General features: G+C 51.0%; 24 protein-coding genes, 1 tRNA gene and 1 riboswitch. Of the genes, 12 read left to right on the top strand and 13 right to left on the bottom strand.

What is annotated here, in order from left to right; all coding sequences use genetic code 11:
- Window positions 1-31: 31 nt before the first annotated feature.
- Window positions 32-565, top strand: coding sequence for a hypothetical protein (locus ACH5Y9_RS00680; protein WP_445368112.1), 534 nt, complete (start codon window positions 32-34; stop codon window positions 563-565).
- On the opposite strand, the gene ACH5Y9_RS00675 is transcribed toward ACH5Y9_RS00680, so the two are convergent.
- Complete coding sequence (locus ACH5Y9_RS00675; protein WP_445368111.1) at window positions 543-839, bottom strand: hypothetical protein; 297 nt, start codon at window positions 837-839, stop codon at window positions 543-545. The genes ACH5Y9_RS00680 and ACH5Y9_RS00675 overlap by 23 nt on opposite strands.
- Before the next feature lie 242 nt (window positions 840-1,081).
- Here ACH5Y9_RS00675 and ACH5Y9_RS00670 point away from each other — a divergent pair, with 242 nt between their 5' ends.
- From ACH5Y9_RS00670 to ACH5Y9_RS00635, 8 genes are all read left to right on the top strand, one after another.
- The gene (locus ACH5Y9_RS00670) at window positions 1,082-1,744 is read left to right on the top strand and encodes a hypothetical protein (RefSeq protein WP_278211015.1); all 663 of its coding nucleotides are present in this window, start codon (window positions 1,082-1,084) and stop codon (window positions 1,742-1,744) included.
- Between the two features lie 149 nt (window positions 1,745-1,893).
- Window positions 1,894-2,391, top strand: a complete 498-nt coding sequence (locus ACH5Y9_RS00665; protein ID WP_445368110.1) for a hypothetical protein — start codon at window positions 1,894-1,896, stop codon at window positions 2,389-2,391.
- A gap of 115 nt (window positions 2,392-2,506) precedes the next feature.
- Window positions 2,507-2,980 carry a RadC family protein gene (radC, locus tag ACH5Y9_RS00660; protein ID WP_445368109.1) on the top strand — a complete coding sequence of 158 codons (474 nt, stop codon included), beginning with the start codon at window positions 2,507-2,509 and terminating at the stop codon, window positions 2,978-2,980.
- A 516-nt stretch (window positions 2,981-3,496) separates the two neighbouring features.
- Window positions 3,497-3,772, top strand: a complete 276-nt coding sequence (locus ACH5Y9_RS00655; protein WP_445368108.1) for a flagellar transcriptional regulator FlhD — start codon at window positions 3,497-3,499, stop codon at window positions 3,770-3,772.
- 6 nt (window positions 3,773-3,778) lie between these two features.
- Window positions 3,779-4,351: a FlhC family transcriptional regulator gene (locus ACH5Y9_RS00650; protein ID WP_445368107.1), complete on the top strand. Its 573-nt coding sequence runs from the start codon at window positions 3,779-3,781 to the stop codon at window positions 4,349-4,351.
- A gap of 67 nt (window positions 4,352-4,418) precedes the next feature.
- Window positions 4,419-5,006, top strand: a complete 588-nt coding sequence (locus ACH5Y9_RS00645) for an STAS-like domain-containing protein (RefSeq protein ID WP_445368106.1) — start codon at window positions 4,419-4,421, stop codon at window positions 5,004-5,006.
- A gap of 11 nt (window positions 5,007-5,017) precedes the next feature.
- A complete protein-coding gene (locus ACH5Y9_RS00640; RefSeq protein WP_445368105.1) occupies window positions 5,018-5,497 on the top strand; it encodes a FlhC family transcriptional regulator in 480 nt (159 codons plus the stop codon).
- A 391-nt stretch (window positions 5,498-5,888) separates the two neighbouring features.
- Window positions 5,889-6,968: a tyrosine-type recombinase/integrase gene (locus ACH5Y9_RS00635; protein WP_445368104.1), complete on the top strand. Its 1,080-nt coding sequence runs from the start codon at window positions 5,889-5,891 to the stop codon at window positions 6,966-6,968.
- 87 nt (window positions 6,969-7,055) lie between these two features.
- On the opposite strand, the gene ACH5Y9_RS00630 is transcribed toward ACH5Y9_RS00635, so the two are convergent.
- Window positions 7,056-7,131, bottom strand: a tRNA-Lys gene (locus ACH5Y9_RS00630).
- A gap of 178 nt (window positions 7,132-7,309) precedes the next feature.
- Here ACH5Y9_RS00630 and ACH5Y9_RS00625 point away from each other — a divergent pair.
- Window positions 7,310-8,350 (top strand): IS481 family transposase, encoded by a 1,041-nt coding sequence (locus ACH5Y9_RS00625; protein ID WP_445366359.1) that lies wholly within the window; start codon window positions 7,310-7,312, stop codon window positions 8,348-8,350.
- A gap of 90 nt (window positions 8,351-8,440) precedes the next feature.
- Here ACH5Y9_RS00625 and ACH5Y9_RS00620 read toward each other — a convergent pair whose 3' ends face one another.
- From ACH5Y9_RS00620 to ACH5Y9_RS00610, 3 genes are all read right to left on the bottom strand, one after another.
- A complete protein-coding gene (locus ACH5Y9_RS00620) occupies window positions 8,441-8,989 on the bottom strand; it encodes a response regulator transcription factor (RefSeq protein WP_026603562.1) in 549 nt (182 codons plus the stop codon).
- Complete coding sequence (locus ACH5Y9_RS00615) at window positions 8,967-10,340, bottom strand: ATP-binding protein (protein ID WP_445368103.1); 1,374 nt, start codon at window positions 10,338-10,340, stop codon at window positions 8,967-8,969. Before ACH5Y9_RS00615 ends, ACH5Y9_RS00620 begins: the two co-directional genes overlap by 23 nt.
- Before the next feature lie 266 nt (window positions 10,341-10,606).
- Entirely contained in the window at window positions 10,607-10,882 is a 276-nt protein-coding gene (locus tag ACH5Y9_RS00610; protein ID WP_020483075.1) for a hypothetical protein, read from the bottom strand.
- A gap of 377 nt (window positions 10,883-11,259) precedes the next feature.
- A riboswitch (cyclic di-GMP riboswitch) is annotated at window positions 11,260-11,344 on the top strand.
- A gap of 99 nt (window positions 11,345-11,443) precedes the next feature.
- Here ACH5Y9_RS00610 and ACH5Y9_RS00605 point away from each other — a divergent pair.
- Together ACH5Y9_RS00605 and ACH5Y9_RS00600 are read left to right on the top strand one after the other, a co-directional pair.
- Entirely contained in the window at window positions 11,444-12,556 is a 1,113-nt protein-coding gene (locus tag ACH5Y9_RS00605; RefSeq protein ID WP_445368102.1) for a hypothetical protein, read from the top strand.
- A gap of 99 nt (window positions 12,557-12,655) precedes the next feature.
- Entirely contained in the window at window positions 12,656-13,423 is a 768-nt protein-coding gene (locus ACH5Y9_RS00600; protein ID WP_033158423.1) for a hypothetical protein, read from the top strand.
- Between the two features lie 195 nt (window positions 13,424-13,618).
- On the opposite strand, the gene ACH5Y9_RS00595 is transcribed toward ACH5Y9_RS00600, so the two are convergent.
- The 8 genes from ACH5Y9_RS00595 to ACH5Y9_RS00560 form a co-directional block, all read right to left on the bottom strand.
- Window positions 13,619-15,271 carry a sulfotransferase gene (locus ACH5Y9_RS00595; RefSeq protein ID WP_445368101.1) on the bottom strand — a complete coding sequence of 551 codons (1,653 nt, stop codon included), beginning with the start codon at window positions 15,269-15,271 and terminating at the stop codon, window positions 13,619-13,621.
- Between the two features lie 41 nt (window positions 15,272-15,312).
- The gene (gene radA, locus ACH5Y9_RS00590) at window positions 15,313-16,680 is read right to left on the bottom strand and encodes a DNA repair protein RadA (RefSeq protein ID WP_445368100.1); all 1,368 of its coding nucleotides are present in this window, start codon (window positions 16,678-16,680) and stop codon (window positions 15,313-15,315) included.
- A 116-nt stretch (window positions 16,681-16,796) separates the two neighbouring features.
- Entirely contained in the window at window positions 16,797-17,198 is a 402-nt protein-coding gene (locus ACH5Y9_RS00585; protein WP_445368099.1) for a type II toxin-antitoxin system VapC family toxin, read from the bottom strand.
- Window positions 17,195-17,437 (bottom strand): FitA-like ribbon-helix-helix domain-containing protein, encoded by a 243-nt coding sequence (locus ACH5Y9_RS00580; protein ID WP_445368098.1) that lies wholly within the window; start codon window positions 17,435-17,437, stop codon window positions 17,195-17,197. Before ACH5Y9_RS00580 ends, ACH5Y9_RS00585 begins: the two co-directional genes overlap by 4 nt.
- Window positions 17,438-17,503: 66 nt before the next feature.
- Window positions 17,504-19,096, bottom strand: coding sequence for a phospholipase D-like domain-containing protein (locus tag ACH5Y9_RS00575; RefSeq protein ID WP_445368097.1), 1,593 nt, complete (start codon window positions 19,094-19,096; stop codon window positions 17,504-17,506).
- 195 nt (window positions 19,097-19,291) lie between these two features.
- Window positions 19,292-20,788: an endonuclease/exonuclease/phosphatase family protein gene (locus ACH5Y9_RS00570; protein WP_445368096.1), complete on the bottom strand. Its 1,497-nt coding sequence runs from the start codon at window positions 20,786-20,788 to the stop codon at window positions 19,292-19,294.
- Window positions 20,789-20,836: 48 nt separating this feature from the next.
- A complete protein-coding gene (locus ACH5Y9_RS00565) occupies window positions 20,837-22,426 on the bottom strand; it encodes a glycoside hydrolase family 57 protein (protein WP_445368095.1) in 1,590 nt (529 codons plus the stop codon).
- Between the two features lie 7 nt (window positions 22,427-22,433).
- Window positions 22,434-23,087, bottom strand: a complete 654-nt coding sequence (locus ACH5Y9_RS00560) for a DUF4912 domain-containing protein (protein ID WP_445368094.1) — start codon at window positions 23,085-23,087, stop codon at window positions 22,434-22,436.
- Window positions 23,088-23,218: the final 131 nt, after the last annotated feature.

Raw genomic sequence — 23,218 nt, 5'->3', positions numbered from 1 at the left:
TGTTTTCTTAAATTTTTAAAGGAGAACTTCAATGAACTTTATTTTTGGTGTCATCTTACTGGCTATGTTTATCCTCGCCTTGCGAGTGATTTGGGCAACGGCGTTGCAACTACTGAGCGCGTTGAAACACACAACTCAAACGTTTCACCGCTATCGTGCGAAACGTTTGGCAAGACACCGGCTACCGGTGATCATGCCACGTAGCCGCGAGGATATGGATTGGTTGGCGATATCGGAGTCGGTGCGCCAAGAAATCCAGACACGCAATCACGGTGTCAATCATGAGGCTGTTCGACTGGAAGCGCAATTACAGGCTAAGTTAAAAACCATCGAGATCTATGAGGCGGATATTCAAATCGCCAAACTCGAACGGGAATTATTGAAGATCAAACCGGTGATCGAAAGTCCCGAGCCTGAAGTCAAAAAACCTCGGCGTTCGAAAAAGCAATCGGTTGCGGTTTCTGACTCAGCGGCCCACAAAATTCCGCATCAGGTATCCCAATTACGGGCAGCACTGAAAGGCAATGGTTTATCAGTGTCGGTCAGTGAGTCTGTCCGCCATTGAAAACCGCAAGCGTCGCGCCGGTTTGTGTCATCACGGTGCGTACCGGCCTGGCCAACTCAAGCTTGGGTTCGTCGAAACGAAAGCCATCCGGCAGCAGCGATTGGAGATCCACAATGGTTTCCCGTCGCAATTGTCGGATATTGCTCAACAACTCCCAGGCTCGCTTCGGATCGTTGATGTTTTGCAAAACATCGGCTTCCGCGGTGTCCAACTTGGTCAAAATGGTTTTGCAAAGATTTAACGCATTGAGTCTGGGATCGAGTGGTATTGCCATCGATTTTCGTACTGGTTGCGTGCTCTCAGTCTGCTTAGGACTGAGGAAATCAAAAATGCGCAAAATTTCATCAAACATGGTTATTTCTCTGCTTTTTAGTGAGTTTTAGCCACCATATACCGAATTTTTCGCGAACTCAACCCCGCTGTGCGAGCCTATTTTCGGCTTAAAGCAGCGTTTTATACCTGCAGGAACCTCATCCTGCCGGGTGGTCGTTCCTGCGTTTTTTGGAGGACATGACCATGAAAACAATCAACCAACCCAGCGTTGGTGCAACCCCTGCCGAAATCAGCGCGGTTCGCTATCTGAATCAGTACCGCTGCCCTTACTGCCAGACCGAATGGGAGGATGAATGGGATTGCGCCTGTAACGATCGCTGCTCGGATTGCAACAAGGAAATCGAGCCTTATGAAAGCGCATTGATCGAGGGTGAGTCGGCGGAAACCGGAACACCAGTCGAAAGACCCGCTTCAGCCAATGTCACGGTGGCGGGTGTGAATCGATTCTTCGTAGTGTCCTACGAGATCGACTTTGTGCACCGCGTGTCGGTCGGTATCACCGCAGACAGTCCCAAATCGGCACAACAGATTGCCGAGCAGGCATTCAATGATGGCACGATTTGGGATGACACCGCTGCCATGCCGTTATTGTCCGATGACTATCATGAAGTGGAGGGTGAAAGCCTAGTCTGGGAATGCGTTGCCGTTGCACAGTTGCCGGAACCGGATTATTCGGTACAGCAATTGAAGAAAGAGCAAGCGGCCATGCGGGTTTGTCGGGGATTGGTTGAAGCCTATCTACAAGGCGAAGCCAGCGGCGGCAGTATCGATTGGGACGATTTGGATCAGCTGATTCCTGTGGCATTACAAGCTTTGGGAAAACCTGCTCTGGACATCCAATCCTGAAAAACGCGCGCGGTATTTATGTGCGCAATTTGTAAAAGCCTGAGTTAGCCAAGTCATTCGATTCGGCGCTCATTATTATCCACCCACACGGGAATGTCCTATTCCCGCTGGGGATGCGTGATGTTTCCGTTTTAATTGAGGACAACATCATGAAACAACTCTTTGAACATACCTTCAGCACGAGTCATTGCATCCAGTATCAGCGTTTGCCATCCGGCACCTGTTACCACGCCGACACCCCAGAACCGGTGGTCGAATTGTTGGAACAGCTTCGCCATAGCCGACGCAAAATCCGGCTGTATTACGGCGACCCAGTTACCGGTCAATCCTGGCTCGATGAACACGATGTCATCGGCTGGATTGGTCGTTCGACCGGCACGATCAAAGCGCCGCTGTTGATCGAACCCGGCGATGTCGGCGGTCCGGCATTACTGGATCACTGCATAGTCCGTGTCGACAGTCCCCGCCAGGTGCTTTACCAACACGACGACTTTCGGGTTGGCACTGTGGAACTGGTCAGAGGTGAGCTTAAACGCTTGCCCTGGGAAATCTGGATCGACGGCAGCGTGCATGCCCGGTTCAAAGCAAAAACCGAAGCCCGGCACTACCAGGACTTTATTCAAGGTATGCGGTTCGCGTTGATCTGACGCGCCGTTTTCATTTTTGACACTCGGTTATGCCGAGATTTCTATTTTACCCCTGCGGGATGATTCTATCCCGCTAGGGTTAAATCGGTCGTTAGGGGATTCTTTGGAGAAACCAATGTTATACATTCGAGGAACCAATAATCGTTACCGTATGGCCGATGAACAGGATGTCATCTTCGAGGCTATTCAGATCTACAATCGCTATTTCAGTCGAGGCGAATCTTTGACGAGTCCGGACAAGGCGAAGGACTGTATCAAATTGAAATTGGCGCCTTATGAGCACGAAGTCTTTGTTTGTCTATTTTTGGACAATCAACATCGCGTCATCGCCTGCGATGAATTATTCCGGGGTACGATTGATGGCGCAAGCGTGTATCCACGCGAAGTCGTCAAAACTGCACTGCAATATAATGCGGCGGCACTAATAATGGCGCATAACCATCCGTCCGGAATCAGCGACCCTAGTCAGGCCGACCGCGTGATTACGGGGAAACTCAAAGAGGCCTTGGCCTTGATTGACGTTCGAGTTCTTGATCACTTCATCGTCGGCGAAAACGTGTATTCCTTTGCGGAGCATGGCTTGCTTTGAAGGTATTGACACCGAACCAAATCATTGGTGCAAAATAAAAATTCAAGCATCAGCGAAGTTAAGCAACCAACTTGACTATTGGTAACAATGAACGTTACTGCCACTTTGTTAAATGATACAAATCCAACGTCTCCCCAGAATCAGAAGCTAATTATTGTTCTGATGCCTGGGGAGGTTAGTTTTAGCGGGGGCGGCGGCGACTCATAACCGCCTAAAGTCAGTGGCTTAAAACCTGTGATGGAAAATTAATTGAATGGGGGCATACAGCTTTCAAACGTACATTTCGCTCATTAGCCAGAATTTGCTTAATTCAATAGTGGTTAGTCACTGCTAAACACGAAATTTGAGCCAAAAAATAAAAAACCAATTATTTTGGATTTATTCGATTGTCCGCATCCGCCGTCCACCAAGGGATGGGGAGATATGCGGCCTAAATCGGTCACTTTGCGAACAAGCTTTTTACAATCATAACTCCTAGCATAACGCCAACGACTCAATTTAAGAGGAGAACGCTTTATGTCGACGTTCGATGAGGACCTAGCGCAATTAAATTTCGAATATTTAATTTTGGCCCGAGATGCTATTCGGAGTAATCCCCTAGAAGCTGCTTGGCGATTTGGTTTGACCCAAAATCAAATCAGCATGATGGAAACGCTCACTGTTGAAAAAATCAAAAACTTGGCCTGTACCAGTAGAGCCGTTGTTAGCCTGCTGCCTTTGCAAACGCCGATACATATGGCGCCTAGTCTGCATGGGGCATTACTGATTCATACGGGTTACGCGGAGCGGTGATCGTCTATGTATCGGATATCCAGTAAAACGACCACTTCAGATTTTCTGCGCGAGATGCAACTGGCCACTCAACTTATTCAGTTAGGGCTGCGCCCACCGATTGTTCAGCATCTTTGCCCAATCGGTAGGAAAGTGGCTTTACGGCTTTATAAAGAAAATCATCAGGGCAATACCAGGTCAGGGATGCTGCCTTATGATGCCGATTGGGTAATAAGATCATCAACAAATACGCTGCATGCCTCGATTTTCTTAGGCATTGCGTTCGATCTCAGCGAACTCGGCTTTGAACAAATAACCAAGGCCGAAGTTTTAATTGCTTCATACAACCTGTATAGCAAGGTGATCAATCAGTCGCGGAGTCATTTTCTGGCTGATCATGGAACCGTTGGTAACCTTTTGGAAATTAACCGAGCCTGGCATCTCATTCAACAATTTAACAGCCGTGAAACCAGTTTGCAGATCTGTAAGAACTGCCAATCCCGTTATGTTGTACTTAATACGGTAGCGAACTATTTTCATCGCTGTCCGATGTGTGAAGTTTGGTCGCAAAAAAACAAGCGAAGCCGAGGAACGGCATGATTCAACAACTCTTTCGCTTGATACTCAGTTGCTTAGGGACGACTTACCCACCAACAAGGAGAATGGTATGTATGTCGTAGTGAAGCACATTACAAAATTGAAAATGCCTCAGGCTTGCCATGGTAAACAGTTAATGTCTACCGCCCGAGAATGTTTTTTGAAAAACGAACTATTGACGCTGGATTTTGAAGGCGTCGAATCGGTTGCAAATGGCTTTTTTCAAGAAGCTATATTGCCACTGTTAACCGAGTTTGGCGCCGATTTTCTAAAAAACAAATTAAGACTGAGCAATATCACGCCAGATCTTGAAGCCTTCATGCAAAATGATCTGAATACGCAGGCCTATATAGATAGACTCAGTCTCCCTCGAAATGGAAACATCGATCCTGAACTGTATGAGCTGAATCTTGCTTGGCTAATCAAAGTACGTGAGTTAGTCAGAGAAAACGCGTTGCAAGCCCAATTAATCCTGGGAATAGCCAACGACGATCTTAGAAATGCGGTGGCCAAGTTATCCCTGGATGATATCCATTCGATTGCCAGTGCTGGTTGCCTGTGCTTCGCACCCCGATTCACGCCAGAATTTATTGAGGGCTATGCCCAGAAACGATATGACCTGGTCGATGTGCTCCTGGCATTGACATCTGAGTTCTAAGGATGGGCATCATGTTAGAGATTTTTTATCAACAAAGTCTGGCGATTGAGCTAATCAAACGAAAAGCCAGAATTACCATGATCCAAAAAACAACGGGTTTGTCGATCAAATGGCTACGCAAAGCCTTTCGTGAATATCACGGACTTTCGGCACGTACTGGCAATGAAAAGCAATCAACCCTCGCGCTGACCAGGACCAATAGAAATTACAAGGAAGCGACCATTTTTGCCGTCTGTTACAGAAATGCCGAAACGCTTATGCGGCGGAAGGATGTGGAAATTGTCATTGATGCTTTCGATGCGTTTAAAAAAATTCACCCGAATGCCCATCTCGATTTTCCTGAAGCTTGCGTCATTATTGATGATCTAAAAAATAATGCCATCGAATTAGTTAAATGCTCGCATTGTGCGTGTTGGAACTTATTAAATGCACGACTTTGTATTAAAGAGCGCTGTGGTATTTGCAAAACGCAAATAAAGGTCATGCGGTGATGGCATTGATTAATCCAAAATCCGTATAAATATTGATACCCAGTCTCTTGCCTAAAATAGATAGTCGTAGGGTTTTAAGTCAGAATCTCGAGGCTTTAAAAACGCCTCGAGTTCTGTATCAATCAGTTTGAACGACAGACTCATAAATCATTAACTCAGTACAGTTTCCGGAAGTTAAAACGATGTCGGCAGGTTATCCACCAAGAATTTTAAGACCGCATGAAGCTCATTATTACGCGGGCATGGGGCGAACGATGTTTGATCGAGAAATCCGCCCTTACGTACCGGAGATTCAATTAGGTGGCCAAGGTGTGGGCTTCGATAGACTTGACCTAGATAGAGCTTTAGATGAATATAAAACCCGCAACGTGAGGGTTAAGGAGCAACCGTCATGGCCAGAAACAAGCTCCCAGGGTTGTACTGGGACAAGAAAACAGGGAAAGGTTCTGTCGACAAACGTATCGACGGGATCGGAAGAGTTCGCCACCGCTTTACAGCGAGCTCGCAATCAGAAGCAGAAGCGGAATATCACCGGGCAATAGCCCAGGCGAAGGTTATTGCATCAACGCCCGAGCGAAAACTATTCCGTGAAGCCGCAACTAAATATTTATCGGAGGAAACAAAATCGAGTATTGATCGAGATGCACAATGTTTGGTGAATCTTGATCCTTGGATTGGTCATTTGCGCGTCGATCAGGTCCATCAAGGGTCGATACAACCCTACATTGAACATCGCAAAAACCAAGGTATTAAAAGCAATACCATTTCACGAGAACTTGCAGTTGTCAGACGCATTTTGACACTGGCGTCTCGGGTATGGCGTGATTTGGAGAATCAGCCTTGGCTACCAACGGCGCCTTTATTCCGAATGCCTGATTGGAAAGATGCGGCAAAGCCCTATCCGCTTTCGATGGACGAGCAGCAGCGATTTTTTGGAGAATTGCCTGAGCATCTGTTGGAAATGGCTTTATTTGCAATTCATACCGGCGCCAGAGAGCATATCGTGACTGAATTGCGCTGGGAGTGGGAAGTTCGGATACCGGAAATCCAGTCATCAATTTTCCTGGTGCCGGGCGAATTCACTAAAAATGAAACCACCTGCATGCTTGTGCTCAATAGCATCGCCAAGAATGTCATTGAGGGCAGACGAGGAAAATTGGATACCCATGTATTTGGATTTAGAAACAAGCCGGTGTGTCGAATGCACAATTCGGCTTGGAAAAAAGCATGGATCCGGTCAGGTCTCCCGGTTGGTGATGATGTGTTGTCTGGTCCGCACAACCTAAGGCATACATTTGCAAGACGTTTGCGTCTGGCCGGCGTGCCATTGGAAACGCGTAAAGCACTGATGCATCACATTGATGGCGATATTACTGTTCACTATTCGCCGGCGGAAGTGGGTGAGTTGGTAAGTGCAGTAGAGAAGCTGACTACTGTGGAAGGGGTGACCATGTTGCGTTTGGCATCATGATTTACCCACTGGGTAATTTGGCAGATTGCAGACATAAAAAAACCAGCTGCCTGCTAAAGCTAACTGGTTGATTTATAAAACGTTTGATGGTGGGTCGTGTGCGATTCGAACGCACGACCATCGCATTAAAAGTGCGGTGCTCTACCGGCTGAGCTAACGACCCCCTGAATGAGCCGCCCATTATACTCAGAAATATTAGTTTTGCAACGATTAATTGTAATAAATACAAAAATAATATGTATTAGTCACGACTTGATCTGACACATCGACTTGAAAAGATGAGAGTTACCGGTTTTGATAGGGGTGTCGAATCCTTACACAAAACACAAAAGGTAACTCTCATGATCCATACAAACAATCCGATCATTAAACACAAAGCGGGGCTGTTAAATTTAGCCCAAGAACTGAATAACGTCTCCAGAGCCTGCAAGGTGATGGGTGTCTCGCGCGATACGTTTTATCGTTATCAAGAGCTGGTAGCCGAAGGTGGCATTGATGCCTTAATCGACAAAAACCGCCGGTCTCCGAATCTGAAGAATCGCGTCGATGAAAGCATTGAGCTGGCAGTGAAAGCCTATGCGGTTGAGTGGCCAGCGCATGGACAGCATCGAACCAGTAATGAACTGCGTAAACAAGGGGTATTCGTATCCGGCAGCGGCGTTCGCTCCATCTGGTTACGGCATGACCTGGAGAACTTTAAAAAGAGGCTTAAAGCACTGGAAGCCAAGGTAGCCGCCGAAGGGTTAATGCTGAGCGATGCGCAGATTGCGGCGTTGGAGAAAAAGCAGCAGGATGATCAAGCCTGCGGCGAAATCGAAACAGCCCATCCCGGTTACCTGGGTTCGCAGGATACCTTTTACGTTGGCAACCTCAAAGGGGTTGGGCGGATTTACCAGCAGACTTACGTGGACACCTACAGCAAAGTCGCTCACTGCAAACTGTACACCACCAAAACGCCGATTACTGCCGCGGACATCCTGAATGACAAAGTATTGCCGTTCTATGAAGCCAACGCATTACCCGTTCTACGCATTCTGACGGATCGCGGCACAGAATATTGTGGCAAGGTCGAACAGCATGATTATCAGCTATACCTGGCGATCAACGACATCGACCATACCAAAACCAAGGCCATGTCACCGCAAACCAATGGGATTTGCGAACGCTTCCATAAGACCATCTTGCAGGAGTTCTATCAGGTCACGTTCCGCAAAAAGCTCTATAGCGACCTGGATCAACTCCAAAAAGATCTGGACGAATGGCTGGTTTATTACAACAATGACCGAACTCATCAGGGCAAAATGTGCAACGGCAGAACGCCGATGGATACCTTGCTGGATGGAAAACAGATTTGGGCTCAAAAAAATCTGAACCAAATCTAATCTGACAGACACCCCGCAAAAACGGTAACTGTCAGATCAGGTCTGAGCTAATACAAATAATATCTTCCTTTCCTAAATGGTGCTGGTCACCTACTCTTTTACCGGCCGTTTTTCCAGCTTTCTTTGCAAGGTTCTTCTGTGCATATTCAATGCTCTGGCGGCGGCAGAGATGTTACCGTCGTGTTGCATCAGCACCTTTTGCAAGTGTTCCCACTCCAAGCGCTTTACCGATAGCGGATTGTCACTGATAGCTACCGACGCATCGCCTTCGTTTTTGTATAAGGCACTAACAATCTCATCGGCATTCGCCGGCTTGGTCAGATAATGGATAGCACCTAATTTTATAGCCTCTACAGCTGTGGCTATACTGGCAAAGCCGGTCAACATGACGATTTGGGTATTGTCATCCAAGGAAATCAATTTTTTGACCATTTCCAGACCGGAGTCAAAACCGATTCGTAAGTCGATTACCGCATATTCGGGCTCGGTTTGTTCCGCCAGTTTCATTGCCGTATCGACATCATTGGCGACAGTCACTTGAAAATTGCGCTTTTCCAACGCCGGCTTCAGCACCGAACAAAAGGTGACGTCATCATCGACCAGCAATAAATTGGGCTTATCCATAGGTAATTGGTTCATGCATACTCTCCTTAGCTAATAGCGGCAAACTGATTTCGACGCAGGCGCCGCCCGACTCTAAATTACTGAACTGTATTTTACCGCCGAGCCGCTTGATAGTGGTATAAGTCAAAAACAAGCCAACCCCCATGCCTTGCTTATTGCTCTTGACCGGTTGATGCCCGGCAAACTCGATAAATTCAGCGGGCAAACCTGGACCGAAATCCCTGATTTTCAAGTTTAGTGTTTCTTCATCCCATTCCACATGAAACTCGATGCCCGCATCGACCGGCGATGCCTCAGCTGCGTTATTTAGAATATTGATGATAGAGTGAGTCACGGTACGTTCCGCAATCACGCGCGCATCCATATCCACATTCGGCGAAATAAATAGTTTCAGCCGGGTAGCGGCTTTATGCGTGCGCCACTGGCCCAATACTTCATCGATATACTCGCTCACCAGCATCACCTTGCCGGATTCCGCCCGCATCTCGCCGGCGGAGGCCGACATCACCGACAAGGCTTGTTTGCAGCGATCAATCTGCTGCTGAACAATCACCAGTTTCTGGTGCATATCCGGGTAACGATGCTCCGACAACTCTTCCGCCATTTCATGCGTCAAAATGGCAATCGTCCCCAACGGTGTGCCCATATCGTGCGCGGCACTAGCCGCCAAGGTGCCCAGGGATACAACTCGTTCGTCGCGTAGCGCACTCTCGCGGGCATCCGCTAAATTTCGCTCACGTTCTTTCAAGGTTTTGGACAGTTCGACTACGAAAAAAGCCACCAAGCCGGCGCTAAACACAAAACCAAACCACATACCGAATACATGCAGATTGAAATAACGCCTGTCGTTCATCAAATGCATTTGCAGGCTCATTTCCGGCGTCATCTCCGTCATCGCCGGATGGGCCATGTGCGGCTCGACAACCGGCAAGGGTACGTTGTAGGCAATCAGCACCGTATACACGCAGGAGGTAATGATCACCATATTCCAGGCATAAGCCTGCGGCAGCATGATGGCAGTTACAATCAAAGGCAGCAGAAACACCCAGATGATGGGGTTTGATGCGCCACCGGTCAAATAAAGTAAGTAGGCCAGTGCGAGCACATCCATGCATATTTGCGAAAAAATCTCGTGCTCGGTAACTTCTTCCGGCGTCCTCAGCCGTAGCCAGGTGTAAAGATTAAGTATGGAAATCGCAAAAATCGCCAGCCAAAGCTGGTTTTGCGGCAAATTAATACCCAGACCGTTCACCGCAATAAACACCGCCACCGTAACGGCAAACAGCATCAAATTTCTAAGAATGTATAACCAACGCAGGTTTTCGCGAATGGATATTTCGGCTTTGGGCAGAATGTGTGAAAGCATAGAAACAACACTAAATTGAAGAAAGCATCGCAGCGATATACGACCGCCGCTTGCTTGAGAAGGTGGAAAGCCGACCAAACCTGGATGGCGGCCACCTAAGTATTCAATCGATTTTTGATAGCAAGCTTCACTCCAACCGCTAAGCGCAAGAGCAAATACGGAATTAAGCTAGCCGCTTACAAGATCGAAAGATAATCTACTAACTAATCCTTTCGGAGCAAGCGCCGCGGCCTGACGAATCATGTCCCAAAAAATAGTGCGGCATATCACGCACCAGCCAAACGCCAGCCGCCGTTTTTATCCACCCATCTCATGCTCAGCCAGTACCAAAACGTCATAGGCAGCATCATCGCAAACCATTCCCAATCGTCGATCAAAAATAATTTGGCAACCCAGCCATTGCCATCGAAATAGAGCGGCCAAGGCACACAGTAAAGAGTAAAAACAATACTACTCCAGATCAACAGTAACGCACCTTTACGGGTTTCTATACTGGACAGGGCCAGGAACACCCACAGCGGGGTTTTATCGGTTTTTTGCATACATCTCTCCACTGAAAAATCTCGTGCCAACCCAATGAGCGGCGCAACAACCTAACAATAAACGACTAGAAAATAAAGAAATTCCTGATCAAATCCCTCAAATCAAACTTCACTACCAAGCGGGGATTATCTTTCAGCAATTGAACTGTGTTATTTAAAATAAGCGCATGCGCTATTTCGCTGAATTTCGCCCGCAGCTCACTCATGCCATCCCAGGCAAAATAAGCAGCAATACAATGATATTTATATATTTTATTAAGTTGGCCCGCTATTCGCTGTAACTAGTGTACTTGCTTCGTGGTTTGCTTTCCGAAAAGCGGTTAGTAGGTCTCTATCCCTGCCATGTCTGCCGCTGGCGGAATGAGCAAATCTCTGAAAGCAAGCTTTGCCACACCCGTCGTGAGGCGGGGCCGGAAAATCACGGTTCTTAAAAAACGATTTAAAGAAGGCCGGATTGCCCCCATGCGCGCCATGGGCGAGGGCAAAGTTTGGCTCGCTGCTGTTGGTCAAGTTTTGTCAGTTTCGCTGTTACCTTTAATTCCAATAACAAAGAGGACGATCATGATCTTTCATAAAACGGCTATAGCAGCTATTTTGACAACTGGCCTGTCGGCTGTTTCCAGCCAAGCGTTCGCGCACTCTTACTACAACCTGACCGGCGCGGGCACAGTAGCCTCCGGTAACTCCGCTATCGGCTTCGGCATCGCCAACAGCATCAACGGCACAGACGGTGTATCTGCAAACTCCAACGGCACCAATAGAGTCGCTAACGGTACCAACGTTTATACAGTCGGCGACTTAAACGCGAACACCTTAATTCCGGGCACAGGTACCGCGGCTGAGACAGCCACAGAAGTAGCAGGCAATCTGCCCTATATGTGGTATTCAGGTCAGCATACAACAGCTACAGGTTTCACCAAACGCGAATTACATACCGGCTCCAGCGCTACAGACAACGATGGCGCACTGACAGCAAACCTTATTAGCTCAAACCCTAGCTTCGGCACCAACACTATCGGTAGCTTGTGGAAAGCTTACTCGGACAAAAACGGCGGCACCAACGCCGCCACCTGGGGCACCATCATGGCCGATCTGCCAGCTAATGGCGACCATCCTTACTTAGCGGTAGCAGGCAATTCGGCATCAACCGGCCTGGGACTGGACTACGGCTTGATTCATATTAGCTGCGGCGCAAACACGGCAAGCGCTAACTGCGCCAGCGCGGGCAATATCAAAACCACCATTACCGTGAAAAACGACGCCGATTACAGCCAATTTAACGGCTTATTGGACGTGGCCCTGTATCGCAATGTGGACAGCAGTTCCACATCTGACCGTAACGCGGCTGCCACAATCGGCGAAACGGGCCTGCAAGGCTCAAGCTTGGGCGAAGCTATCTGGACAGCCAGCATGAGCAGCACTTCCGACACCTTGTTCTACTCGTTTGTGTTCGACCAAGCCGAGTGGAATGCCACAGGCACACCCGGGCTGCACACCAATGGCTTTTATACCTTGGTGGTCGGCGCGCACGGTGGCGGCGCGCTCGATGGCGTAACCTACGACGTACTGGTTACCACTTCGGCAGTGCCTGTTCCAGGCGCAGTCTGGCTGTTCGGCAGCGCGATGGCCGGCTTGATCGGTTTCGGCCGCCGCAAACAAGCACTAGCGGCTTAATTACCCAGCGGGGTTGCCGCCAAACAACGGCAATCCCCTCACCAAGCGCTGTTTAACAACAGGCTTTAACTCATATATTTAATTCGATAGAGATCCAAAATGACTGCAAACTTAACCTTTAAGAAACTAGCATTAGCCGGCGCCATGGGCGCGTTAATGTCGATCAGCGGCATGGCTAGCGCTCACGTAACCTACAATTTAGCTTCCGGAGATCCCTTACCGGACGGTTCTGCCGCAGGCCCATGGTCGGCCGGCGATCCAGGCTATATTGGCAATTTGCCCGCCACCTGGGTAGCGATGATCCACAATGACGGCGGCGTTGCCAACTCGCAAACCGCCAGCGGCCACGGCATAGGCATGGGCGCCAAAGCTTATAAAGACGGCGCGACAAACTGGGGGCATACCGCCGATTACGGTTTGTTTGAACTGCATGCCGATGCGGAAGTGACCATCACCGTATCGTCGGACGGCTCCAATCTGCGCCCGGCTTTTGGTTTGTGGAGCGGCTGGGATACCGCGGGTAGCAGCAGTCGTCATCAAGAATACCTGAACAACGGTGCTCTGAATCCCATGGCTGCCAGCCCACTTGGCACAACGCTGGCTTTGGTTGACGCAAACGCCTGGGCCTTCGCAGCCACTCAAGGCACCACCGCCAGCGCGACGCTGACCCGTTTCCTGACTGCCGGTACTTACACACTGATTTTGGGTGGTTACGACGGCACGGTAGGCGGCGCCAATCTGGCCTATACCGCTACCATCTCCGCCGCCGCATCACCGGTACCCGTGCCGGGTGCAGTTTGGCTGTTCGGTAGCGCGATGGCCGGCTTAGTCGGTTTCGGCAAACGCAAAACCACAGAAAACGTCTGAGACGTATCTATGTCACTTAAAGCTGATTTTTAACCCGGCGCCCTTAATTACCAGTGTGATCAAGGGCCGGGTTAATCAGCAAGAAATTGGATCGGTTTCGGTCAAGGATGAACGGGGGCACGGAAGCTCCATTTTTACATCCGTTTGATCGTAGTCTACTTGATCAAAAAGCTTGAACAACCCTGCCCATTCGCTTCATTCGTAACCGAACGCATCGATATACGACGCTAAAATCGGTAATACGGGTTCGTAAAACTTTTCATAGTGCTGCCAACGCGCCACCGAGCGCGAATAAATCGGCTGAGCGACAGTGGCAAAACTCGGCGTGGCAATGTAACGGCCCTTAGCCTTCTCATGAAACGCGCTAACTTCGGCCACCCATTCCAAATCCAATAAGGTAAACACCCGGCGAAAACTGTTTTCGAAATCGTTGACCGTGTCCTCGTAACGCAATTCCATATAACGCGGCTGCATCATCGGTTTAATGTAAAACCACAGATCCATTACGGCCGCATATTGCTTGGCCACACCTTCCCAGCTCAGTAGATTGACTGTCACGCTAGACGGCTTAAACGCCTGCTGGAAGCAACTCAAACACACATCGCGCGGATCGCGTAGCGCAAAGATAATCCTGGCCTCCGGAAATAGGCTGCTGATCAGGCCAATATCGATACTGTTCAGCGCTACTTTATCGATAAAACATTTATTCAAGGCACCCGCGCCATATTCTTCGCTAACCCGCCGCCAATAGTAAGCGCGCAACTTTCGGACATCATCCAGACCAAGCTGGCGGAGGGCGGCCGGGATGTCTTCTCGCACACCGCTCAACCTTTGCAGTTCTTGAATCAAACCATGAATCAAATCATTTTCATCGGAGGTAAACACCTCGGGGTGCGCCGCCAACACTTGCTCGGTCAGCGTGGTACCGGAACGCAAAAAGCCCAGCAGAAACGTCGGCACCGGCAAGTTATCGGCAAAGTCGCTGAGAGCCCATCGATGCAGTAACGCCTGATCAAAGCCTTGCTTGTTACGTTGAATCGCACGAAATACCTGTCCGGCGTCAAGCGAGCTGAGTTCAGGTAATTGCTTATACAAAGCCTTAGCTTGCTGGCAAGCCGCAAACGATGCATCGTATTCTTCCAATTTATCCAGCACGCCAACCAACTCCTGCCAGGCGCGTGCGGTCTGCTGCATATTGCGATTGGCGGCTATCACAGCCTGAAAGCGCTGCTTGGCTGCCGGCAAACGGTTTAAATGCGCTTCCAGCACCGCCAGCATATTATTGCAGGCCGGATCATCCGGACGTAATTCGCAAACCTTGCTGGCAAAAGGCAAAGCGTCTTCGAATCGATTCACCCGCGTCAAATACAGGGCGCGATTATTCAGCGCGGCAGGGTTCTCAGGTTCCAGTTTGACCGCCAACTCGGTCAGTTTCAGCGCCGTATCCAAGTCACCCCAGTGATGTAATTGCTCGGCCAGTTCCAGCATAAAACGGATATTGCGGGTTTGCTGAGCGTCAATTTCCAATTGCTGGGCGGCCTGCTGTAGATAGGCCAAGCCTTCCCTGCGCTGCTGCTGCCAACACAAAGCCTGTCCCAATCCGGCCAGTGCTTGCGCATGATTGGGTTGGATCGCTAACACTTGCCGAAACCCATGCAACGTACCCGCCATATCGCGCCGGGCCACGGCTTGCCAGGCTTGCTTTAAGGCGGCGTCCACACTGGGTTTAAGCGGCCTCGCCGCCGATTCGGCTTGCTTTAAACAACAGGCTTTGTATTTTTTACCACTGCCACATGGGCACGGATCGTTACGGCCAAATTTAGCGTTGACGGTTGCTGTATTTTTCATATCGTTCCCTGACGAAGTTTGGCATTGATTATGGGCAGCAATTATAAATCCGCCAGCACGGCCAGCGCTTCTTGAATGTTACTAACTGCATGGATTTGCAAGTTCTTCACCGGGTCCTTGGGTTTGTTGCTCTTAGGAATAATCGCCTTTTTGAAACCGTGCTTGGCCGCCTCGTTGAGCCGAGCGTGACCGTTGGCGACCGGGCGAATTTCACCGTTTAAACCCACCTCGCCGAAGAACACCGTGTCGTAAGGAATAATCCGGTCCCGCAGACTGGAGACCACACCGACCAAGATCGCCAGGTCGGTACTGGTTTCTGACACCTTGATGCCGCCGACTACGTTGGCGTAAATCTCGTCGTTGCCGGTAAAAACCCCGCCGTGGCGCGACAACACTGCCAGCAACATGGCTAGCCGGTTTTGATCCAAACCCACCGCCAGCCGACGCGGATTGCCGTACTGACTTTCGGTGACCAGGGCCTGAATCTCCACCAGCAAGGGCCGGGTACCTTCCCACAGCACCGTCACCACGCTGCCCGGCGAGGGCTTTTCGGCGCGGGATAAAAACATCGCCGACGGGTTTTTCACTTCCTTCAAGCCGCTGCTTTCCATCGCAAAAAAACCCAACTCGCCGACGCTGCCGAAGCGGTTTTTGTCGGCCCGCAATACTCTAAACCGCGAATCGTCGGTGGACGACAACACCACTTGCGCATCGACGATGTGGCTCAAGGTCATAGGCCCGGCCAGCGATTGATCTTTGGTGACATGACCAACCATGAAAAACGACACGCCGGTGCGCTTAGCGTATTGCGTCAGATAGCTCGCGGATTCGCGCACCTGCGACACTGAGCCCGGCGCGGAGTCGGAGTCGGCGGTGTACATCACCTGGATCGAATCGATGATGACTACCTTGGGCTGTTCCTCGTCCAAGACTTGGCAAATCTGCTGTACCGAGGTTTCCGCTAGCATCTTGATGCCGGTGGTATTCAATTGCAAACGGTGCGCGCGCTCAGCAATCTGTTGCAGCGATTCCTCGCCGGACACGTACAACACAGGCAATTGCTGGGCAATATGGGCGATGGCCTGCAGTAGAATGGTACTCTTGCCTGCACCCGGCGCGCCGCCGATCAACACCACGCTGCCAGTAACGATGCCGCCACCCAACACCCGGTCGAACTCAGCCAGACCGCTGGAAATCCGTTCAGCTTGCGCCAGATTGACTTCGGACAACAACCGTACTTCGCTGCGGCTACCGGCATAGCCGGAATTATCACGCGCGGTTTTGCCGCTGCCCAGCTTCACTTCCTTGATGCTATTCCAAGCGCCGCATTGATTGCACTGCCCGGACCAGCCGGGAAAATCGGCGCCGCATTCGGTGCAAACGTAGGCAGATTTTGATTTTTTAGCCATAGCGATATTCGATTGTGGTTGATGTCCGTAGCCTTAGGTCTGGTTAGACCACCTGCAATTTGAGAAAAACCCCATCGCGCCAACCCAGCCGACAGGCGATTTTGCCGAAACTTGCTTCACCCCAGAAAATCGTCAATCGTCCGGGCAATTGCCGGAAAGGCTTGCAGCACTTTTCGGTCGGCGGTAATCAATGGGACGTTCAACAGTTTGGCCAGCGCGACGAATTCGCAGTCGTAAGCCGAGCAATCGCTGCCGGCCACCAATTGCAAGACCTGGACGGATGGGATTTCGTATTCGTTTTGCTGCAGCAAGGTTTCAGCCTGGCGCACGATCCGTAAGGCATCGTCCAAGGTCAACAGGTTTTTGCGTAGATACAAAGCCAAGACATTGCGAAATTCGCTTTTCCAGAGATTGGGTGCAAGCCACTGCGGCTCCTGTCTTAACAGTTCTTCGGCTTGTGCGGATTTTTCGCTATTGAGGTAAAGATAAGCAATCGTGTTGGTGTCGACAACAATCATGGCCGGCCGGCGGATTTGGCTTGATCGATGTCCTGGTCGGTTAACAGGTAATGCGCGGTTTTCTCGCGCAGTTGCCGAGCCTGAGCTAGATGCTGATCGATACTGATTCGGTGCGGATCGATGATCCTTTCCACGCAGTAAATGACTTCGCTGTTAATGCTACGGTGGTGTAGCTTCGCTGCGGCTTTTAGCTGTTCGTATAAATCATCGGGGATGTTTTTTAGGGTCAAGGTTGCCATAAAGCTCACCTGAAAAATTAAGCGGATTCCATTATGGAACCAAATCAATACCTGTCAAGCGTCCGATCAATAAAACACCCTAAACAAACGTTGAATCTGCCCAAACTCGTATAAATACGGCTGGGCCACGTCGCGGTTAGCGGCGACGACGATCAAGTCGTGGGAGAACACCGAGGTGTTGTACCAGTTGAAGCTACCGTCGATGACGATGTAATCGTCGATCACGCAATATTTGCTGTGAATGGGCGAGTAAGGCACCGGCAAGTCGTCTTGACCATAGACCAATCCCACCCGAATCCCCGCGTCGCGTAGGCGTTGCACGGCCGGCAACAGCGGCCTCGCGAGTTCGTCAGCCATACTGCGCTCGACGCCGATTTTGCCTTGGCGGGCCAAGTGGCCGTTAAATAGCAATTGCACATCGACACCACGGTCGCGGGCCTGGATCAAGGCGTTGACGACGCTATCGTGATGATCGCCCAGCAAGTCGCCGATTAAAAACAAGCACAGTTTCAAGGAACGGCGCGCTCTATGAATTTCCGCCAATATGGCGTGATGCGGGCGATACACTCTGCCATTAGCCATGGTGTGGCGGCCAAAGGTATACAACAAGTTGAATGGACTGAGCGGATCGACGCCATATTTTTGAATCACGCCGCCGCGTTGACTCTGGAAGATGTTATCCAGCAAGCGGCACACGCCCTTGGAATGAAAGCTCATCCCGGATTCCCAGTTTGCCCACCAGCGATCAAAAGTGATGTTGAACGAGCCGATGATGCAATCCTCGTCGTTGAAGATCACGAACTTGGTGTGCATGTCCGGCTCCACTTCGATCAAGTGGTGTTTGGGGGTGCAAAACACGCCCACGAGTTCGATGCCGGAGCGTTTCAGGCGCGCATAATTCTGGCTATTGGTCAGCGTCATTTTCCGCCAATCGACAATGCATTGCACCCAGACGCCCTGCTGGCTGGCGTGAATCAAGTGGTTGATAAAATCGCCGTCGTCGATGCAATCCACGCTGACTTTAATGGTGCATAAGCGGTCGGGCTGGCTGTGTTTGGCGGCGATGACTTTATCGATATGATCGTGAATAAAACGCTTGGGGTGGTAAGGATGAAATTGCTGACCCTTGGTGAATTTAGGTGTCAGTTGCAAGGAATCGAAATGATGGTTGTACCAATCCACATCGCTTTGCAGTTGGCCCGGATCCAACTCGTAACTGCGGAAATGGTTGGGCGTGGCCCAATGTTCGTTAATATGGCGCTGCTGCGGGTGGTTATCCCTTAACTGGTCGCCGTCCATGAAAATATAATCGTGGCGCGAGGCGATGGAATGCTCACCCAAATGCACGATAAACGAGAACTTGATGCAGCTGATCTTGCCAAATTGCCCGGAGTGCGGCATCACGTAAAAATCCCGCGTCGAGCGTTTATGCTTGTCCCATTCCACGTCATAAGCATCGGTGTCGACGATATAGGTCTCGCAAATCGACTCCCGATACACCTTCAGCACCACCTTCAAGTTAGCGGCTATGCCGTGCGACAGATGAAAGTCTATCTTGCCCCAGCGGACGTCGAAGGTTTCCCGAAAATCGTTACCGCGTTGAAAACAACCGCCCAATTTGCCAAATACCGGTTTGGCGTAATGTTCTGCTACTTGCATATGGTGCTGCCTAATTAAACAAGCTTTATCTTAATTGTAAAATCGCCTACGGAGACCTCAAAATATTAAAAACCTCCTTCTCCCTCAGGGAGAAGCTTGGGATGAGGGGATTAAAATCCATTGTTTACATCCCTCACCCTAACCCTCTCCCTGAGGGAAAGGCGATTTTTAGAGGTTTCCCCTTTGCAATTCAGTTTATAACGGCTCAAAGGTTAACAGATAGCCGCAATGATCCGATACCGGGCCGTAATCCTGCTCGGTGAACACGGTTCGCGCCGAGCTGGCCCGCAAGCCGCTATTCCTGTCCATGAAAATGTAATCGATTCGATAATCGTCGGCCAGATAATCCCGCCAATGCGCATCGTTCACCCGAAAAATTTGTTCGAACAACGCCGGGGCGTTGGCGGCGAGATATTGATCTTCGTATTGATGGCCGTCGACCACCAGTTGATAGCCGGTCGAACCGGCGGCGATATTGAAGTCACCGCATAGCAAAGTGGCATCCACCTCGGCGCTGCGCTTGTCGTTCGCCCAAGCGGATAGCCGTTGAAATTGTTGCTGAAAGCCGTCTTCCCACCAACTTAAATGCGCGGAAAACACATCCAGGGTGCCGATATAAGGCACCTTGATCCGCGCCGACACCACTTTACGGGAATGAATGCTGTAAGCATCGTGACTATCCGATACGTAGCGGGCTTCTTGCTCTATAAAGGGATAGCGGCTAAGAATGGCCACACCCTCGCGGAATTTGTCGAACCCCAGGTGCGACCAATCCGTGTACAGATGAAACGGTTGCGGCAAGCGCTGGTTGATGATATTCGCAGAATTGGACGGCCAATCGCCGCGCCCGTCATTCCAATACTCGGCCACTTCCTGCAGGCAAACCAAATCCGCGCCCAACTCGTCGATAGCGTTAGCAATTTGCCAAAATTTCCGGTCTTGGTCTTCCTCTTGGTAACAATGCAGATTCAAAATCAACAGCCGCAGCGGCGTGCGGCTTAGCGCGTAATTTTGCCCGGCATTGTTATCCCACAGCCGTTGCTGCTTGTTTTCACAGCAGATGCTGTATTGCAAACGAAAAGCGTCCCCTACCCTGATCCGCCCGTTCCACACTTGCGCAAGATGCAAGCCGGCGTAGATGGCTTTATGGGCAGACTTTCTTTGCGCCTGGCGGCGGCAGCTGGTGGTATGACTGTGTTGCCAATCGTCGATAGTCCAATGGATCGTGACATGGTCTATTTCCAGCGCAGCGTCCACCGCCAGTTTGACCGGCACGGAATGTTGCCTGTCCTGAAGTTGTTCGGCGTGGCTTAATTGCAGCATGGCCGCGGCGTTGGTCAATCTAGCACCACTACCCGCGCCGCTGAAATAATCGCCACCTTCGTTGTTGTCCCAATATTCGCTGCCGGCCGCTTGCAGACGCAATGCAAAACGAATGTCGCCGGGTATGTCGGCATGCGGCTGCGGCGGAAATACGATGTCGGCCTGCCAATACTCCTGCCCGTCTTCCGCCTTACGGTTGAATAAGGCCGGCAAAACATGCCAGACGCCATCTTCGCCGGCCCAGAGCACGTCAACTTGCTTGTGATAATCCAGGTCGGCCACCCGCATCAAAAACTGCAAGGATTGCTGACAGGCGGCAGCTTTGCCGGTGACGTTATTGGCTACATACAACAATTGGATGTTATCCATAGCTCCCCCTGGAGGTTGGGTTAAGCAGTGCCCAAAACGGGCCTTTGTCTAGGCGGCATAATCGCGAAAATCGATGTCGGGAAAAATATCGTCCATGATTTCCAGCGCGGTCAGATAGCGTTCATCGATACGGTTTTTGCGAATCGCATCGTGCAGGTAATTAAAACGGGCCAAATGGTCGGTGATGCGTTTGCGCGCATAATCGATAGTGGTGCCGGCCTTCATAATAAACGGCCAATCCGAAGACTGCGCCAGCAACAATGACCGGGCAGCCTGATTTAACGCCCGTTGCTGTAAATCACTCACAGTAAAACCGCGTAAATCATTGGCCAGCTTTTCCATTTCGGCGGCGGCCTTGTGCAACAAGGGATAAATCCAGTCGTTGCTTTCGTTCAGCCAGTAACTGGAATAACCGTGTTCGCCCCAACTGGAAGCGGCCGGCGTAGCCTGCACATGCTGCAACGGCAATTGCAAATAATCGCCGCAACTGACGGTCTGGATACCGTTTTCGCTGCTCGCCGCCAAGCGTAATACTTGCTCTAGCCATAAAGGCCCTTCGAACCACCAGTGGCCGAATAGTTCAGCATCATAAGGCGCGACAATAAGCGGCGCTTGCGGCATTTCCGCAGTCAGCGCGTCAATTTGCTGCTGACGGCGCAGGATAAAATCCTCGGCATGTTGGCGCGCCTTCAGCTTGGCCCGCTCCGGTCGGTACACCTGCTTGGTTTGCTTGGCGCCGGTAATACTGTAGTACTTGATGCCGGTATTGATCCGGGTTTCGCCGTCCAAAATATAAGGCGCGATATATTCCAGGGGCAAATCAAAGCCGATGTCGCGATAATACTCGCGGTAATCGCCGTCGCCCGGATAACCTTCCTCGGCGCTCCACACCTGCCGCGAAGAAGCCGGATCGCGGCCAAACGCCGCCACGCCATTGCCGCAATCCAGCGGCGCATACACGCCATGAAGCGGTGGCCGATCGGCGTCCATGACCGCATGGCTATCGACGAAAAAATAAGTGATGCCTTCGGCTTTCAGCACCTGCTCCAGCCCCGGATAATAACCGCATTCCGGCAACCAAAACCCGCTAGGCGCAAAGTCGAATTGGCGCTTGAAGCTGGCGATACCCACCCCGATCTGATTGCGCACCGACACCGGACTGACATTCAACAAAGGCAAAAAACCGTGAGTGGCGGCCGTGGTAATCAACTCCAGGCAGCCCGCGCTGTGATGCCATTGAAACGCCGTCAGCAAATCGCATTGATAGCGGTGTTGGTAGCGATGCAAGGCATCCTGAAACCACTGCATATACATCTGAGCCAGCGGCTCGAACTGCGGCAGCCTGCGGGTGCGCTCCAACTCCCGTTCTGCCAGTTCCAGCCGGCCTTGCAGATAATGCAGATAGCGGTTTTGCAGCATCGGGTCGCGCAGCATCGTCATCAACGTCGGCGACAGGGATAAGGTCAGCCGGTACGGCACTTGATCGATATGCAGGCGCTCCAGCATCGCCAACAGGGGCAGATAGCATTCGGTAATCGCTTCGAACAGCCAGTTTTCTTCAAAAAAACTGGCGTGTTCGGGATGATGCACATAGGGCAAATGGGCATGCAAAACGATGCTGAGATAGCCTTTGTTCATCGCGGAGTTAGTTTTGTTGGCCGGACGCGGTTATGGCAAGCGCCGAAGACGCCTGGGAAGGCAGCATTATAAACTGCGCCATCGCCGGCGACAGCCTTTCCGTCATCGGCGACACTTGCGGCGCGACTGCGGCAGCCTGCGAATACGCCAAGGGATTGAATTCCTGCTGAGCATTGAGCCGGCCAATCGCCACCTGGTAAATCCCGGCGATGCAGGTGTCACCGCTGGGCAGCGTAATCTGCTGTTGGCTGCGTTCGGCGGCAACCGGCACATCGAACCAGGTTTTGGCCGATTCGGCCGGCAACGGGACCGCTTCGGGCGACGCCGGATGACTGTAAACGCGCAAGGTCAAAGGCTTTGCATCTGCCGGTGGCTCGGCAAGCGGCACAGACGCCTGATCCGCTTCATCCAACTGCCAATAAACATGGATATGTTCAGGATCGACCGGCAACGCCACCAGCTTGGCGCTTTCAGCTTGGGCGGCAGCCCGTTGCAGGGGTGGGGCAAATTCGCGATTAATCTGCTGACTAATGCTTAACAACTCTTGCGGCGAGAAGCCGGTACTCGTCAACCGCGCCGCGCCGGCTCTAAACCGGCGCGGGGCAAAACCCCGGCTAATCTCCAGACTGATAGCCCGCATTTCCTCCGCAGAAAGCGGCATGCGGACTTGAGACGGTGAGGAGGAAAAGGCCATCGGCAATGTTAACGGGTCGGGTGACTAGGTTTTATCCTGTGGGTAGCGGACACTCCGCGACGTATCGCCGCAGCGACCAGGCTTTATAGACTCTAACC

It is taken from the genome of Methylomonas sp. BW4-1, from assembly GCF_052474385.1.
The sequence above is the reverse complement of the archived record's forward strand: the minus strand, read 5'-3'. Positions and strand labels throughout refer to the sequence as shown.

Coding starts and splice junctions, on each gene's coding strand:
- ACH5Y9_RS00680 (WP_445368112.1), top strand. CDS start 32: ATGAACTTTATTTTTGGTGTCATCTTACTGGCTATGTTTATCCTCGCC.
- ACH5Y9_RS00675 (WP_445368111.1), bottom strand. CDS start 839: ATGGCAATACCACTCGATCCCAGACTCAATGCGTTAAATCTTTGCAAA.
- ACH5Y9_RS00670 (WP_278211015.1), top strand. CDS start 1,082: ATGAAAACAATCAACCAACCCAGCGTTGGTGCAACCCCTGCCGAAATC.
- ACH5Y9_RS00665 (WP_445368110.1), top strand. CDS start 1,894: ATGAAACAACTCTTTGAACATACCTTCAGCACGAGTCATTGCATCCAG.
- radC (WP_445368109.1), top strand. CDS start 2,507: ATGTTATACATTCGAGGAACCAATAATCGTTACCGTATGGCCGATGAA.
- ACH5Y9_RS00655 (WP_445368108.1), top strand. CDS start 3,497: ATGTCGACGTTCGATGAGGACCTAGCGCAATTAAATTTCGAATATTTA.
- ACH5Y9_RS00650 (WP_445368107.1), top strand. CDS start 3,779: ATGTATCGGATATCCAGTAAAACGACCACTTCAGATTTTCTGCGCGAG.
- ACH5Y9_RS00645 (WP_445368106.1), top strand. CDS start 4,419: ATGTATGTCGTAGTGAAGCACATTACAAAATTGAAAATGCCTCAGGCT.
- ACH5Y9_RS00640 (WP_445368105.1), top strand. CDS start 5,018: ATGTTAGAGATTTTTTATCAACAAAGTCTGGCGATTGAGCTAATCAAA.
- ACH5Y9_RS00635 (WP_445368104.1), top strand. CDS start 5,889: ATGGCCAGAAACAAGCTCCCAGGGTTGTACTGGGACAAGAAAACAGGG.
- ACH5Y9_RS00625 (WP_445366359.1), top strand. CDS start 7,310: ATGATCCATACAAACAATCCGATCATTAAACACAAAGCGGGGCTGTTA.
- ACH5Y9_RS00620 (WP_026603562.1), bottom strand. CDS start 8,989: ATGAACCAATTACCTATGGATAAGCCCAATTTATTGCTGGTCGATGAT.
- ACH5Y9_RS00615 (WP_445368103.1), bottom strand. CDS start 10,340: ATGCTTTCACACATTCTGCCCAAAGCCGAAATATCCATTCGCGAAAAC.
- ACH5Y9_RS00610 (WP_020483075.1), bottom strand. CDS start 10,882: ATGCAAAAAACCGATAAAACCCCGCTGTGGGTGTTCCTGGCCCTGTCC.
- ACH5Y9_RS00605 (WP_445368102.1), top strand. CDS start 11,444: ATGATCTTTCATAAAACGGCTATAGCAGCTATTTTGACAACTGGCCTG.
- ACH5Y9_RS00600 (WP_033158423.1), top strand. CDS start 12,656: ATGACTGCAAACTTAACCTTTAAGAAACTAGCATTAGCCGGCGCCATG.
- ACH5Y9_RS00595 (WP_445368101.1), bottom strand. CDS start 15,271: ATGAAAAATACAGCAACCGTCAACGCTAAATTTGGCCGTAACGATCCG.
- radA (WP_445368100.1), bottom strand. CDS start 16,680: ATGGCTAAAAAATCAAAATCTGCCTACGTTTGCACCGAATGCGGCGCC.
- ACH5Y9_RS00585 (WP_445368099.1), bottom strand. CDS start 17,198: ATGATTGTTGTCGACACCAACACGATTGCTTATCTTTACCTCAATAGC.
- ACH5Y9_RS00580 (WP_445368098.1), bottom strand. CDS start 17,437: ATGGCAACCTTGACCCTAAAAAACATCCCCGATGATTTATACGAACAG.
- ACH5Y9_RS00575 (WP_445368097.1), bottom strand. CDS start 19,096: ATGCAAGTAGCAGAACATTACGCCAAACCGGTATTTGGCAAATTGGGC.
- ACH5Y9_RS00570 (WP_445368096.1), bottom strand. CDS start 20,788: ATGGATAACATCCAATTGTTGTATGTAGCCAATAACGTCACCGGCAAA.
- ACH5Y9_RS00565 (WP_445368095.1), bottom strand. CDS start 22,426: ATGAACAAAGGCTATCTCAGCATCGTTTTGCATGCCCATTTGCCCTAT.
- ACH5Y9_RS00560 (WP_445368094.1), bottom strand. CDS start 23,087: ATGCCGCTTTCTGCGGAGGAAATGCGGGCTATCAGTCTGGAGATTAGC.